Genomic DNA, 14669 nt, shown 5'->3' with positions numbered 1-14669 from the left:
GTCAGCCTCGGCTGCCGCAAGCCCACCGGCGGGAGAAGCCCGCCGGGGCCTGCCCGCTTGCTTGCGGTTCGCCGGAATGGTCCTCGGCGAACTGCCGCTGTCGTCGGCGGTGCCGTCTCGTTGGGCCGTCCGGTGGCGATCGCGTAGCGAATGGCGCTGCTGCGGGTGCTGCGGGTGCTGCGGAGGCGTCGTGCCGTCTCATAGCGCCTTTGGACCTCTACCGTCCTCACCATGGCAAGCAGCGCAGGCGCGCTGATATCTTCGATCGGCCGCGTGCTGATCCACGGGTTGGCGAAACCGATCAGCCACCGCAGCTTCTCGAGCATCCTTGCCGCTCGCCCTCCGCCTCGCGCTTCTTCAGCCATTCGTCAGCAACCGCGGCGAACGTATCTCCGGCCGAGACGCTGCCCGCTTGCCGTAGGAGGAGGGGTGATGCCCTCGTCGAGCAGCTTCCGGGCATTGTCTCGGCGCTCCCGCGCCTCCTTGAGCGGTCCGTCCGGCTAGACGCCCAAGGCGATGGTGCCGCGTTTGCCGTTATCTCGATCGTCGCATCGCCATTGGCCACCACCGACAGGCTGAACGCGGCGGTACATGCCGTGCATGTCTTGCGTCATGAGCGGTTTGATTCGACGGACGTCTGCATCGGTGATGCGTGACGGTATCTCCTCCGCTGGCGCGAAGCCGATAGCGTCGAATATGCAGTCAGATGCCAGGAGGGGGGCATCGATCGACCCAGATCCTAAGGGATCAGATACCGTCGAACAGGCAAATCCGCCGATTCCGACATGTTTATGGATTGATGCGGAGAGGTGGATGGTGCCGGGGACGGAGTCGAACTGACTGAAATACAGCAATTAAATCAATGTATTAAGCAAGATACCGTCAACCTCGATACCGTGCGATATACCGTCAATGCAAAAAGCAGATCGGTTCGATTCCATGAACACCTGACGATTTCTCAAATATCGTCGATCGGACCTGCTGTAAAAGGTGCATCCAAATGGGTTGAGATGCAACCCTTTGGGACGGAATTGGCGTCGATCGCAAGTGTCGATCATTGGAATTTAAGCGCATGGTTTAGTGGAACGAGGCTGACGCAGCGAACGAAGGCGTGCTCCAGATCGCCGTGGTCAAATCCATCGGGTTCGCAGACGCCGGCATGTGGAACCTCGCCGAAGTGTTCCGCCAAAGCTTCGGCTAGGGGATGCGCGTGCGCGGCGCACTGGTGGCGCTGGCGCTGCTCGGGATCCCCTGGGTCGCGGCGGTAGCGCACCTGATAGGGTGGAGCCTCAACTACTGAGCGCAGGCGGTCGCGCCGGCTAGTCGGCCGACAGCAGCTGCGTCAGCGAGACCGGCCGGAAGCCTCGCGCGTCCACCCCCACGTCGAACTGGCGCAGCATCGGCTTGAGCTTGCCATGGCTGTGGCCGTGCAGGTTGATGGCGCGACGATGTTGCCCGTTCCAGCTTCGGAACGGATAATGGCAGAGCACCAGCGACTGCCCTTCGGCCTCCAGCTCTGCATAGTCGCCCACGCTCGACCATCCCGCGGCCTCGCACGTCGCGGGCGGATCGTTGTTGCCGCGGAGCAGATGTTTGACGCCGTTCAGGCGGGCGAGCAGCCCAGGGACGTCGGCAGGGCGGCGGGCAACGTCGCCCAGGTGCCACACCGTATCGGCTGGACCTACGACCGCGTTCCACCCGTCTATCAGCGCCTCGTCCATTTCGGCGACAGTTGCGAAAGGCCGACGATGGATGTTGATCGTCCGGTGGTCGCCGAAATGCGTATCGGCAGTGAAGAACAGCGCCATCGCCTTCAGAGCATCTCGAGCGGTCGACGCGCGGTCGGGGGCGAGAAGGCGGCGTCGAGTCGGGCGAGATCGTCCTCGGACAGCAGAAGATCGGCTGCCGCGCGGTTTTCGCGCACATGGGCCGCCGTTCCCGCCTTCGGGATGGCGATCACGTCGTCGCGGCGCATCGCCCATGCCAGCGCCACCTGAACCGGCGTCGCGCCGATCGTCTCGGCCACCTGGCGGAGCGTAGCATTGGTCAGCAGGCGGCCCTGCTCGACGGGGCTATAGGCCATCACCGGGATGTCATGCGCAGCGAGCCACGGAAGCAGACTGTGCTCGGGGCCGCGGCGCGTCAGGTTGTACAGCAGCTGGTTTACGGTGCAGGCACTGCCGCCGGCGGCGACCAGTTCCTCCATGTCGTCGACATCGAGGTTGCTGACGCCCCAATGGCGGATCTTGCCCGCCGCTTGCAGAGCCTCCATCGCCCGCACGGTTTCGCCGAGCGGCACGCTGCCCCGCCAGTGTAGCAGATACAGGTCCAGCCGATCGGTGCCGAGCCGCTTGAGGCTGTTCTCGCACGCGGCGGCGAGGCGTTCGCGCCCGGCATGTTGCGGGTAGGCCTTGCTCACCAGGAACAGCTGGTCGCGAACCGTGCCGAGCGCCTCGCCGATCAGTTCCTCGGCCGCGCCGTCGCCGTACATCTCGGCGGTATCGATCAGCGTCATGCCGAGCGCTACGCCCTCGCGCAGCGCGCGGATCTCGTCTGCGCGATGCGCCGGTCGCTCCCCCATCCGCCACGTGCCCTGGCCCAACGCAGGCAGCTGATCGCCACCGGGTAACATGACCGTCCGCATCGCGCTCTCCATCCGCCTTGCCGGTCAACGCCCCGGGGACGATTGTGACCGCATCGACAGCGAACGCGCCGAATATCGGGGCTGCGCCTGATCAGAGGCGCGCGCGCACGCCGAAGAAGAAGGCTCGGCCGGTATATTCGTAGAACGCCGGTACATTGGTGTAGCCGGAATACCGCCGCGTCGCCGTGTCGAGCAGGTTCGATCCCTGCGCATACAGCGTCACCTGCGGCAGGATGTCGTAGGAGATGCTTGCCGCCAGCTCGTGATAGGGGACCTGCTTGATCGCCAGCGTGTTGATGTAGCTATACTGGGACGACGTGAAGCTGGACTGATACTGGTAGGAAACCGACGCGTTGATGCCGTGCTTCTCGTAGAAGATCTTGGCGTTCGCCGAAAAAGGCACTGCGTCCTGCAGATCGGTTGTCGGCAGGCCTGCACGCTTGGCGCGTGAACGGTTGTAGGTTGCGTTGGCCTGGAAACCGAGCCCGTTGTCGAGGAAATACTGGCCGCCGGCCTCGATGCCATAGACGGTTGCGCCGTCGCCGTTGACATAGGTGAGTTCGGTGAACGGGAAGCTCGCCGGCGCCCCCGCGACCTGGTTGGTCGGCACGAGGTCGAACGCCACGGCCTGCGTCGTCACGAAGTTGGTGAGGTGCTTGTAGAAGCCCGCCAGCGTGAGCGCGACGCGGCGGTTCGGATAATATTCGAGCGAGATGTCCGCCTGGTCGGCCGAGACCGGCTTCAGGTTCGGGTTGCCGGCGTCGGTCACCACGGGGGTGTTGGACTGCGCGGCCGAATAATCCTTCGCCGACGAAAGCTCGCCGAAGGTAGGCCGCGAAATCGCCTGCGACGCGGCCAGGCGCACCCGCAAGCCATCGGCGATATCATAGGCGAAGTTCGCGGAGGGAAGCAGGCGCTGGTAGCTGCCGCCGCCGGAGATCGGCGCGATCGGGTTGAACACCACATTGGCGGTGCCCACCCCGACAACCTGGTAGCTGCGCACCGTCGTGCCATAGCCGAGCGAGTCGACCGTGGTGTTGACGTAGCGCAGGCCGAAATCTCCCCGCCACCGATCGCCGCCGACGTTGAACTGGACATAGGCGTTCCAGGTGCGCTCCGTGATCGCATAGGAAGCGAGCTGATCGGGCACGATCCGCTGGGTGGCATAGCCGGTCGGATATGGCTCTCCCGTTTGCGGGTTGAGAACATTGGGATTGTTTTCCGCCTTGGACAGCGACGACAGATAGGTGTCGATGTCGAACGCGGGGATCGCGCGCGGGAAGTTGCCGGAGAGGTTCGGCAGGATGTTGGTGAACTCGGGCGCCTGCACCACGTTCGCCCCGATCGCCGAAAGCGCGAAGGGGTAGCCGCCGAAATTGTTCGCGGTGGTATATTGGTTGTCGATGACGTCGACCGTCTTCTTGCGATCGGTATAGACGCCGCCGAACGCGATCGAGCGCAGCAGGCCGTTGTCGGCCGCATAGGTCAGGTCGAGCCTGGCGCTGGTGCTGCGATCGGCAATGTTCTGCCCTTGGATGCCGATATAGTGCGCCCGCAGGTCGCCATTGCCCGCCTGGTCGAGCGTGCGGTTGGTGACGCTACCGTCGGCATTGGGGATGGTCAGGAGCAGGTCCGGGATGCCGTTGTCGCGGGTCGTCACCTCGGCGCGCGACCCGGGGATGCCGACCACGACGAAGCGATTCTGCCCGCCGGTGTTGTTGGTGGCCTTGCCGTACGACAGGTCGGCGGCGACGCTCAGCTTCTCCAGTGGCTTCCAGTCGATATGGCCGCCGAGCTGGTAGGTGATCGATTTGCGCGGCTCGTCGGTCGACAGCACGTCGATGGTGGCATTGTTGACCGTATAGTTGGTCAGCACCTTGTTGCTGTCGATCTTCACATTGTCGAGATCGTAGCGGACGTTGCCGTTGTCATCGAACGGCGTCAGGCCCACCGAGACGCGGTGGTTGTGCTCGGTGTCCTTGTAGTTGCTGTAGATGCCGTCGAGGCGCAGCTCGAACGTGTCCGACGGCTTCCACTGATAGGCGGTCGATCCGCCCCAGCGCTCGCGCTCGCCCAGCACATAGCCGACGCTGTAGAAATAGGGCTCGATCACGCCGCCGCCGTCGGGCGCGTTGACGACGCTGCGCTGACCGTTGGGTGCCGTGACGATGTCGTAGATATCGTTGCTGGAATATTCGCCGAGATTGTCGGTGCGGAACTTGTACTTGTTGTACGTTCCCGAAACCAGGATGCCCATCGTCTCGTTGGCGAAGGTGGTGCTGACGACGCCCGACGCCTTGATGCCGCCCTTCTTGGCGAACTGGTTGTACTGGCCCTCGAGCGAGCCGGCGGCATGGAAGCCGCGATGATCGAACGGACGCGCGGTGCGCAGGTCGATATTGCCGCCGATGCTGCCTTCCAGCTGCGAGGCCTGCGCCGCCTTCTGGATCTCGGCGCCCGAGATCACTTCGGATGGGAGCACGTCGAAGGCGAAGGAGCGATCGGGCCCGTCGGTCGGCAACACGCGGCCGTTCAGCGTGGTGAGCGCGAAATTCTCGCCCAGCCCGCGCACGGTGACGCTGCGTCCTTCGCCGCGACCATCGCGGCCCACGGTCACGCCGGGGATGTTGGACAGCGCTTCGGCGACGTTGCGGTTGGGGAACTTGCCGAGTTCTTCGGCCGAGATGGCATCGACGATGGTGGAGGCGTCGCGTTTGGTGTCGATCGAGCGCAGCAGGCTGCCGCGCACGCCGCGGACGACGATCTCGTCGCCGGTCGCAACCGTGGTGGTCGTGGCATCACCGCTGGTGCCGGGGCCGGACTGGACGGGTGAGCCAGGGTTGGTCTGGCCGGCGCCAGCTGCTGCGTCCTGGCCTTGCTGCGTGGTCTGCGCCATCGCGTGTGTGCCCGTAGCCAGCGCTGCGATGCTGATGCCCGTGCGCACGATCATGCGCCATGTTGGAGCCTTGCCCATGGTATTTCCTCCCTCTCGCAAGCCGCTGTCAGCGCGACCCATCAATCGATCGCTTTGTTGCGCTTTGCTAGCTCGCGCGAAAGAAAGATGTCAAACGCTTTAAAACGAAACGTCATATATTTCGTGGCGCCGCTCTCAGGAGCGTGCTTTCCCTGATGCACCAGCACGCCATTGCGGCGCTGCCGTTCGTTTTGTACCGTGCTCCGGTTCAACCGCCCATAGTCGATGCGATGAACCAGCCCGTTGCACCAGCGCGCGACACCGCGCTGTTCGGCAAAGGGGCAGGCGAAATTGTCGGCTTCCCCGACAAGGGTGCGCGGGACATAACAAGGGCACAACGGCGCAAACGCCGAGGACGATAGGTACAGACAGGTGGGCAAGGAAGACGGCGGCATCGTCCGCGATACCAGCGAGCGACGGCTGCAGATCAGCGCGATGGTGCGCGAACGGGGCAGCGTGCAGGTTGCGCCGCTGGCGAAGCGCTTCGGGGTTTCGATGCAGACGATCCGTAAAGACCTACGCTATCTCGAAACGCGGGGGGTGATGCAGCGCTCCTATGGCGGGGCGATCAGCGCCGATGCGGTGAACGTGACCGCCGAGCCCGCGGTCGAGGTCAAGCGGTCGAGTCATGCTGACGAGAAGATGCGCATCGGCAAGCTTGCCGCGTCGATGGTGTTGCCCGGCGAATCGATCGTGCTCGATTCGGGCACGACGACGCTGCAGATCGCCCGCTTCCTGCCCGATGACGAGGACATCACGGTCCTCACCAACGATCTCGACATCCTCTCGGTGCTGGCCGCCAAGGAGCGGCTGAACATCTTCATGCTGGGCGGGATGCTGCGCCGGAAGAACCGCGCCTTTTACGGCGCGCAGACCGTTGCGGCGTTGGAGAATCTGCGCGTCGACAAGCTCTTTCTGGGCGTCGACGGGTTCGACATCGAATGCGGCATCACCACCCATTACGAACCCGAGGCGCTGCTGAACCGCAAGATGGTCGAGGCGGCACGCGAAGTGATCGCGGTTACCGATGTCTCCAAATTCGGTCGGGTTTGCCTCCACCGGATCGTGACGGTGGAGGAGATCCATCACCTCATCGCCGATCGGGACGTGCCGGCGGACATTCATGCGGCGGCCCAGCGGCTGGGGTTCACCATCCACGAGGCATGAGCGCCGCGGGCCGGCAGGGCGCTTTGCCCGCCGGGCCGCTGGCCACCTCGTCATCCCTTCAGATGGAAGAAGCGCCGCGCATTGGCATAGTAGATCTTGTCGATCACCGCGCGCGGCAGCGCCAGGCCGGGCGCTTCTGCCTTGATCGCGGCGATGTGCTGCGACAGCGGCGTGGCCAGGTAGCGCCAGTCCGAGCGCCAGGCATCGTCGGCTTCCTTGATGAAATTGCCGGTCGCCGGCGGGTTCTGTGCGCGCGCCTTGGGATCGGGCGGGCTGTCGGTCAGGTCGGTGCCGTACATTAGCCGGTCCTGATACTTGATAAAGAAGCTGCGCACCTTGGCGTGGTTGGCGTTGGACTGGACTTGCACCTGGCTCATCCGCGCGGCGAGATCGACCACCGCGTTGGGATAGCGATCGAGGAACTTGGCGAGCTCGTCCACGCTCCATTCCAGGCTCGCCATATGGGCGCCGTCAAAGGCCAGCTTCGGGTGCCGCGCCACGAAGCGGTCGCGCGCCGCCATCAACTGTTCGTAGCGGGGCTCTTCCGGGTGGCGGTACATGTAATATTCGGGATGCTCGCTGAAATAGCTGCGGTCATTGTCCGTCGTCATCTGGTCGAGCGGGAGCCAGCAATTCTTCGGCTCGCCCTGATGCGCGATCAGCGGCACGCCGCGCGCCTGGATATGCGCCATGATCGCGTCGAAGCGCGGGTCGTCGAGGAACACGCGCTTGCCTGCGCTGTCCTTGGCGATCATGCCGATATTCTTCCACACCTTCACCGCGACGGCGCCGTGCGCGAAGCCGGCATCGACCTGGCGCATCGCCTGCGCGGTCCAGTCCTTGCCGCCGAATCCGTCCATCGAGAAGGTGGTGGCGAAGTGGAAGCGCTTGGGATCGGCGGCATGCATCTTGTAGGCGATCGCCGCCTGGGTGGGGAGCGGCGGGAAGTCGGGATAGTCGACATTGATCGACAGCAGCTCGAAGCCGTCCTTGCGGGCGATGGCGAGGAACTCCGGCGCATCGCGATTGGCGTGGACATGTGCGTCGAGCTTGGCGACGCGTGCGAAATCGGCTTCGCTATAGGTGGAGGGTGCGGGCGCCGCCCCGACGAGCGCAAGCGCGGCAATGGGGATCAGACTCATCGAAAGGCGCATGATACTCTCCAAACGAAACGTAACGAACTTTACACTATGTTGCGTTTTGATTTGCGCAAGCGCTAACCTTCGGGCACATTCTCGCAAAAGCCGCATGTTCCACATTTCAAGCGGCGTTTCGTGAGAGGTTCGTTCCGTGTCCCATTCCCTGCTGACCCGTCGCCGCCTCCTGGGCAGGCTGTCGGGCACCGCCGCGCTGGTCGTGGCCGCACCGGCCGCTGCCCGGATCACGCTCAAGGAGGCACCGATCCTGGCGTTGGGCGACGGGGTGCTCACCCTCGAGTTCGACACGGGCATGCATTCGCGCGTCTCCAAGGGCGGCAACGCGATCACCGCGATGGAGCCGGGCGAGGGGCTTCGGCTGGAAGACCAGCGGATCGTCGATCGCTTCCTGCTGCTCGACCATAGCCAGGAAGCCGTGCCCGGCGGCCGCGTCCACCATCTGCGCGGCACCGCGCAGGGCGGCATCGAAAAGCAGATCTCGGTTACGTTTCTGAGCGCCTATCCGGGCCTTGCGCTGCTCGACATCCGCTATCGCAACACCGGCGCTTCGCCGCTCGCGGTGGCCGGGTGGCAGGCGGCGACGCACGATCTGCTGGCCCATCCCGACGGCGCGTGGAGCTTTTCGGGCGCCTCCTATCCCGATCGGCGGGACTGGGTGCAGCCGATCCGCCCCGGCACCGGGCAGCGCAATTTCATGGGGATGAACGCGTCCGACTATGGCGGCGGCACGCCCGTCGCGGTGGTGTGGCGGCGCGATGCCGGCCTTGCTGTCGGCCATGTCGATACGGTGCCGCGGCTCGTGTCGCTGCCGGTGGCGGGCCAGCCGAGCGGCACGCGTATCGGCATCGCCGGCGATGAAGCGGCGGTGCTGCCGCCGGGCGGCACGCTGGCGCTGCCGCCGCTGTTCCTGATGGTGCATGGCGGCGACCATTTCCGTCCCTTGGACGCCTATCGCCGCCTGATGGCCGAGCGCGGGATCGCCGCCCCCCCCACCCCGGAGCCGAGCTATGCGCCGGTATGGTGCGCCTGGGGCTATGGCCGCGACTTCAAGATTCCCGAGGTGCTCACCGCCATGGGCAAGGCGCGCGAGATCGGCCTCGAATGGACGGTACTCGACGATGGCTGGCAGACCTCGGAGGGGGACTGGAAGCTCGACCGCACCAAATTTCCACGCGGCGACGCCGACATGAAGGCTTTTGTCGCGAAGATCCGCGCGGCCGGCATGCGCCCACGGCTGTGGCTCGCGCCGCTCGCCGCGGATCCTGGCACCGATCTGCTGCGCGACCACCCCGACATGCTGCTGCTCGATCGCAACGGCGCAGCGCAAAATGTCAGCTTCTGGGATGCGTTCACGCTGTGCCCGGCCTATCCGCCGGTTGTCGATTATTTCCGGGCGCAGGTCCGCCGCATCCTGGGCTGGGGGTTCGAGGGGTTGAAGCTCGACGGCCAGCACCTCAACGGCGTCGCCCCCTGCTATAACCCCGCGCACAATCACAAGCGGCCGGAGGAATCCTACGAGAAGCTCCAGGACTTCTGGAAGGCGCTCTATGACGAGGCGATTGCGATCAACCCGCATGCGGTGATGGAAATCTGCCCCTGCGGGGATGCCTTCGCCTTCCACAATATGCCGGGCATGAACCATACGCCCGCTTCGGACCCGACCTCGTCCTGGCAGGTCCGCCTCAAGGGCAAGACGTTCAAGGCGATGATGGGGCCCTCCGCGCCGTTCGCCGGCGACCATGTCGAGCTGAGCGACCGGCATGATGATTTCGCCAGCCATTACGGCATCGGCGCGGTGCTCTCGACCAAGTTCACCTGGCCGCTCGACCCGGTGAACACCACCGATCCGCTGCCGCCGGGCGGCATCGTGCTGAACCCGCAAAAGGAAGCGCTGTGGCGCAAGTGGATCGCACTCTACCGCGCCAACATGCTGCCCAAGGGCGAGTATCTCGGCGGGCTCTACGACATCGGCTTCGACAAGCCCGAGGGCCATGCGGTCCGCAAGGAAGGGCGCATGCACTATGCCTTCTATGCCGATAGCTGGTCCGGACCCATCGCGCTCCGCGGGCTGCCCCCGGGGCGGCACCACGTGACCGACAGCTTCACCGGCCAGTCGCTCGGCACCGTCAGCGGCCCCGAGGCGATGCTGCCTGCGCGCTTCACCCATTTCCTCATGCTCGAGACCGCACCCGTTGACGGAAAGGCCGCTGCATGACGGCGCCTGGTGCCAGCGGCCGCGCCTGGCTGCTCAATGCGATGACCACGGTGGTTCTGTGGGGATTCTGGGGAGCGTTCTCGGGTCTCTCGCCCCAGCACGGCTTTCCCGAGACGCTGGTCTATTGCGTCTGGGCGCTGACGATGGTCCCGCCCGCGCTGATCGTCCTAGCGCTCGCCAAGTGGAAGCTGGACCTGAACCCGCGCGCCATTGCCTATGGCCTTGCCGTCGGCGCGCTCGGGGCAGGGGGGCAGATGGTGCTGTTCTACGCGGTGACGCGCGGGCCGGCCTATCTGATCTTCCCCGTGATCTCGCTGTCGCCGGTCGTGACGATCGCGCTCTCCTTCCTCTTCATGGGGGAGCGGACCGGGCGGCTCGGCGCCGTCGGCATCGTGCTGGCGTTGCTGGCATTGCCGACCTTCGATTTCGCCCCCGGCGGAAGTGCGCAGGGCGGCGGCTGGCTGGTGCTTGCGCTGATCGTGATGCTGTGCTGGGGGCTGCAGGCCTATTTCATGAAATCCGCCAACCGGATCATGTCCGGGGAAAGCATCTTCTTCTACATGACGGTGACCGGGCTGGCGCTGGTGCCGATGGCGCTGGCACTCACCGATTTCAGCCGGCCGATCAACTACGGGCTGGACGGGCCCGGGCTGGCGGCAGTGATCCAACTGCTCAACGCGATCGGCGCGCTGACGCTGGTGTTCGCCTTTCGCTACGGCAAGGCGATCATCGTCGCGCCGCTCACCAATGCCGGTGCGCCGCTTGCCACCGCAATCATCTCCCTTGTCGCGCTCGGCGTCATGCCGGGCTCGATCAAACTGGTCGGCATCGTGCTGGCGGTGGCGGCCTCGCTGCTGCTCGCGGTGGAGCCCGACAGCGCCGGCGAAACCAAAGCGGAAAACACGTAAGTTTCGTTTTCCATCTCTTTATTGCGTTATATTCTTTACCGCCGTAGATCGCAGGGAAAGGAGACTTGGATGCAGCTGATTCGAAATCTCGTTTCCGAGCACAAGCGCGGAACGCCCGTGGGCATCACTTCGGTCTGCTCGGCGCACCCGCTGGTGATCGAAGCGACCTTCGCCCATGCGCTACGGAACGAAACGCCGGTCGTGCTGATCGAGGCGACGTCCAACCAGGTGAACCAGGACGGCGGCTATACCGGCATGGTGCCCGCCGACTTCCGCGCCTTCGTCGAGGGCATCGCCGATCGCGTCGGCTTCCCGCGCGCGCGGCTCGTTCTTGGTGGCGACCATCTCGGCCCCAACGCCTGGACCAGCCTGCCGGCGGAAGCGGCCATGGCCAAGGCGGAGGTGATGATCGCCGCCTATGTCCGCGCCGGTTTCGCCAAGATCCATCTCGACTGCTCGATGTCGTGCGCCGACGACCCGACGCCGCTGCCGGAGCGCACCATCGCCGAGCGGGCGGCCCGACTATGCCGGGTTGCCGAGGATGCCTTTACCGGCGATGCCGCTGACGCCCCGGTCTATGTGATCGGTACCGAAGTGCCCGTGCCCGGCGGCGCGGCGGAGGACCTCGAGACGCTTGCGGTGACCACCCCCGATGCGGCGCTCGCCACGCTCGACATGCACCGCAGCCTGTTCGCCGAGATGGGGCTGGCGGACGCGTGGCAGCGCGTGATCGCCACCGTCGTCCAGCCGGGCGTCGAGTTCGATCACATGAAGGTGGTCGATTATCAGCCCGCCGCCGCCATCGCGCTCAGCGACGCAATCGTGCCGGTCGACCATATCGTGTTCGAGGCGCACTCGACCGACTATCAAACCGCCGGCGCGCTCGCCGCGCTGGTGCGCGACCATTTCGCCATCCTGAAGGTCGGCCCGGGCGTCACCTTCGCGCTGCGCGAAGCGCTATGGGCACTGGATGCCATCGAGCAGGAGACGGTCGCGCCGGAAAAGCGCGCCAACCTCCGCGCCACCGCGATCGCGCGGATGAAGGCCGAGCCGAACAACTGGCGCAAATATTATCACGACGCGGGCCACGCCCTCGATCTGCAGCTGCAATATTCGCTGAGCGATCGCATCCGCTATTACTGGCCGGACTCCGAAATCGCCGACGCGCAGGCGCGGCTGTTCGCCAATCTGCGCGAAGCCGTGCCGCCCTTGCCGCTGCTCAGCCAGTACATGCCTGTCGCCTATGCGGCGGTGCGCGCGGGGACGGTGACGCGTGACCCCAAAGACCTCATCGTCGCGCAGATCGGCGCGACGCTCGACGCCTATCATGGAGCCTGCAACCCCAATGCGTGACACGATCCCGGCGGACGCCCAGCCGTCCGCCAGCCCCGAAAGCTGGACCCGGCGCGAAATCCTCCAGCAGCCCGCCACCCTGCGCGCGACCCAGGCGCTGCTGGACGCGCACCAAGCCCAGATCGCGGCGTTCGTGCATCCGCTGCTCGACCAGGCCGCGCTGCGCATCATCCTCTGCGGCGCCGGCACGTCGGCGTTCATCGGCGAGTGCCTCGCCCCCTGGCTGTCGGCGACGCTCGGCCGGCCGGTGGAAGCGGTGGCGACGACCGATATCGTCAGCGCGCCGCATCTGTATCTCGACGCCGCACGGCCGACGCTGATGGTATCGTTCGGCCGCTCCGGCAACAGCCCGGAGAGCATCGCGGCGGTGGAACTGGCGGACGCCCGCATCGCCTCGGTCCACCACCTCGTGATCACCTGCAATGCCGAGGGCGCCTTGTCGCGGCGCAGCACGGGCAACAACCATGTCGTGCTGCTGCCCGAGGAAACGCATGACCGCGCCTTCGCGATGACGTCGAGCTTCAGCGCGATGCTGCTGGCTGCGCTGTCCATCTTCACCGGGCAGGGCATGCATGCGCGGGTGGAGGCGATCGCGCGCGTCGTGGAGGCGATGCTCGGGCGTTCGGATGCAGTGGCGGCGTCGCTCGCCGCGCGCGACTTCGAGCGCGTCGTCTATCTGGGCAGCGGCGTGTTCCAGGGCCTTGCCCGCGAGGCCGCGCTCAAGCTGCTGGAACTCACCGACGGCGCGGTGCCGACGCTGTTCGAGTCGTCGCTCGGCTTTCGCCACGGCCCGAAGACGATCGTCACGCCGCGCACGCTCGTAGTGGTGTTCGTCTCCAACGATCCGCTGACCCGGCGCTACGATCTAGACATCATCGAGGAACTGCGCGCGGACGGTCATTGCAGCGAGGTGCTCGTCGTCGCCGCGCAGGATACCGGCGGCGAGGTGCTGCTGGTGGAGCATGCTGCGGACCTTTCCGATGCCGACCTGCTCTTCCCCTATATCGTCTTCGCGCAGCTCTACGGCCTGCACTGCTCGCTGCGGCTCGGCCGCACGCCCGACCAGCCCAACGCCGCCGGCACGGTGAACCGCGTCGTGCAGGGCGTGCGCATTCATACGCTGGCTGCATGACGCTGTTCCTCGGCGTCGACGGCGGCGGCACCAAAACGGAGTTCGTCCTTGTCGAAGCAGATGGCAAGGTCGTCGCCCGCGCGCTGACGGGCACGACCTACCATCTGCAGGTCGGGCTGGACGTTGCGGTGGCGCGGCTGGTAGAGGGCATCGCTGCGGTGTGCGGCGAGGCGGGGATCGCCCCCGGTGATCTCGGCCACGCCTTTTTCGGACTTCCGGCTTTTGGCGAAGATGCGGCGATCGATCCGCTGCTCGACACCGCGTGCGCCCGGCTGCTGGGCCATGATCGCTACGCCTGCGACAATGACATGGTGTGCGGCTGGGCCGGCTCGCTGGCCTGCGCCGACGGCATTAACCTCGTCGCCGGCACCGGCTCGATCGGCTATGGCGAGCGGCAGGGTCGCAAGGCGCGGGCCGGCGGCTGGGGCGAGGTGTTCAGTGACGAAGGCTCGGCCTATTGGATCGCGATCCAGGGCCTCAACCTGTTTACCCGGATGAGCGACGGGCGCCTGGCCAGGACCCCGCTGTGGCAGGCGTTTCGCGATGCGCTCGGACTCGCGAAGGATCTGGACATCTGCGCGCGTGTCATGGGCGATCGCGGCATGGGGCGCGACGAGATCGCCGGCCTGGCGCCGCTCGTCTCCCGCGCAGCCCAGGCGGGCGACGCCCACGCGCTGGCGGTTCTCGATCGCGCCGGTGCCGAGCTGGCTGCCATCGCGCAGGCGCTTCGCGAGCAGCTTGAATTTGCAGTGGAGGAAACGGTGCTGCTGTCCTGGTCGGGCGGGGTGCTGACGAAGTTAGAAGCGGTACGGCAGCCGTTCCTTGACAGCCTTGCCCGGGCAGGGCGCTACGAAGTGGTCGCTCCGCTGCACGAGCCTGGGGTCGGCGCCGCCCTATATGCGGTATCGCTTGAACGGGCTGCAGCCCAGCGCGCGTGATCATTCGTCGCTCGCTTTAAGCGCCGACGGATTCGCACTCGCGGTGGCGAGCAGGCGGCGCTGATCAGATCGTTAGTGCGATCGAGCGGGCCGGCGTCTCTGCTTCGCGACCGAAGACGTCGCAGCAGGTGCGGCGCTTGGTGCCGCGCCTGCTGCGCCCGGTGGGGTCACCGGATGCTTG

At 65.8% G+C, this 14669-nt stretch carries 12 protein-coding genes; 7 read left to right on the top strand and 5 right to left on the bottom strand.

What is annotated here, in order from left to right; genetic code table 11:
* The first annotated feature begins 209 nt into the window (after nt 1–209).
* The gene (locus QZ670_RS10855) at nt 210–656 is read left to right on the top strand and encodes a hypothetical protein (RefSeq protein ID WP_294254982.1); all 447 of its coding nucleotides are present in this window, start codon (nt 210–212) and stop codon (nt 654–656) included.
* A 663-nt stretch (nt 657–1319) separates the two neighbouring features.
* Here the strand turns inward: QZ670_RS10855 and QZ670_RS10850 are convergent.
* The 4 genes from QZ670_RS10850 to QZ670_RS10835 all read right to left on the bottom strand — a co-directional run bounded on the left by QZ670_RS10850 (nt 1320) and on the right by QZ670_RS10835 (nt 5998).
* Nucleotides 1320–1808 (bottom strand): metallophosphoesterase family protein, encoded by a 489-nt coding sequence (locus QZ670_RS10850; protein ID WP_294254980.1) that lies wholly within the window; start codon nt 1806–1808, stop codon nt 1320–1322.
* A 5-nt stretch (nt 1809–1813) separates the two neighbouring features.
* Nucleotides 1814–2644 (bottom strand): aldo/keto reductase, encoded by an 831-nt coding sequence (locus tag QZ670_RS10845; RefSeq protein ID WP_294254978.1) that lies wholly within the window; start codon nt 2642–2644, stop codon nt 1814–1816.
* A 91-nt stretch (nt 2645–2735) separates the two neighbouring features.
* A complete protein-coding gene (locus QZ670_RS10840) occupies nt 2736–5594 on the bottom strand; it encodes a TonB-dependent receptor (RefSeq protein ID WP_294254975.1) in 2859 nt (952 codons plus the stop codon).
* Nucleotides 5595–5659: 65 nt separating this feature from the next.
* Nucleotides 5660–5998: a hypothetical protein gene (locus tag QZ670_RS10835; RefSeq protein ID WP_294254972.1), complete on the bottom strand. Its 339-nt coding sequence runs from the start codon at nt 5996–5998 to the stop codon at nt 5660–5662.
* On the opposite strand from QZ670_RS10835, the gene agaR reads away from it, so the two are divergent.
* Nucleotides 5991–6785: a transcriptional repressor AgaR gene (agaR, locus tag QZ670_RS10830; RefSeq protein ID WP_294254970.1), complete on the top strand. Its 795-nt coding sequence runs from the start codon at nt 5991–5993 to the stop codon at nt 6783–6785. The two genes, QZ670_RS10835 and agaR, sit on opposite strands and share 8 nt — an antisense overlap.
* Before the next feature lie 50 nt (nt 6786–6835).
* Here the strand turns inward: agaR and QZ670_RS10825 are convergent, their stop codons facing one another.
* A complete protein-coding gene (locus QZ670_RS10825) occupies nt 6836–7939 on the bottom strand; it encodes an amidohydrolase family protein (protein ID WP_294254967.1) in 1104 nt (367 codons plus the stop codon).
* A 136-nt stretch (nt 7940–8075) separates the two neighbouring features.
* On the opposite strand from QZ670_RS10825, the gene QZ670_RS10820 reads away from it, so the two are divergent.
* The 5 genes from QZ670_RS10820 to QZ670_RS10800 all read left to right on the top strand — a co-directional run bounded on the left by QZ670_RS10820 (nt 8076) and on the right by QZ670_RS10800 (nt 14488).
* A complete protein-coding gene (locus QZ670_RS10820; RefSeq protein WP_294254964.1) occupies nt 8076–10157 on the top strand; it encodes a glycoside hydrolase family 36 protein in 2082 nt (693 codons plus the stop codon).
* Nucleotides 10154–11065 carry a DMT family transporter gene (locus tag QZ670_RS10815; RefSeq protein ID WP_294254961.1) on the top strand — a complete coding sequence of 304 codons (912 nt, stop codon included), beginning with the start codon at nt 10154–10156 and terminating at the stop codon, nt 11063–11065. Before QZ670_RS10820 ends, QZ670_RS10815 begins: the two co-directional genes overlap by 4 nt.
* A 69-nt stretch (nt 11066–11134) precedes the next feature.
* Entirely contained in the window at nt 11135–12418 is a 1284-nt protein-coding gene (locus QZ670_RS10810) for a D-tagatose-bisphosphate aldolase, class II, non-catalytic subunit (protein WP_294254958.1), read from the top strand.
* Entirely contained in the window at nt 12411–13550 is a 1140-nt protein-coding gene (locus tag QZ670_RS10805; RefSeq protein WP_294254956.1) for an SIS domain-containing protein, read from the top strand. Before QZ670_RS10810 ends, QZ670_RS10805 begins: the two co-directional genes overlap by 8 nt.
* Nucleotides 13547–14488 (top strand): BadF/BadG/BcrA/BcrD ATPase family protein, encoded by a 942-nt coding sequence (locus QZ670_RS10800; protein ID WP_294254953.1) that lies wholly within the window; start codon nt 13547–13549, stop codon nt 14486–14488. Before QZ670_RS10805 ends, QZ670_RS10800 begins: the two co-directional genes overlap by 4 nt.
* The last annotated feature ends 181 nt before the right edge of the window (nt 14489–14669 follow it).

The organism is uncultured Sphingomonas sp. (assembly GCF_913774285.1).
In the GTDB taxonomy this organism is placed as follows: domain Bacteria; phylum Pseudomonadota; class Alphaproteobacteria; order Sphingomonadales; family Sphingomonadaceae; genus Sphingomonas.
Note: the sequence above shows the minus strand (reverse complement) of the source record. Positions and strands in the feature narration are given on the sequence as shown.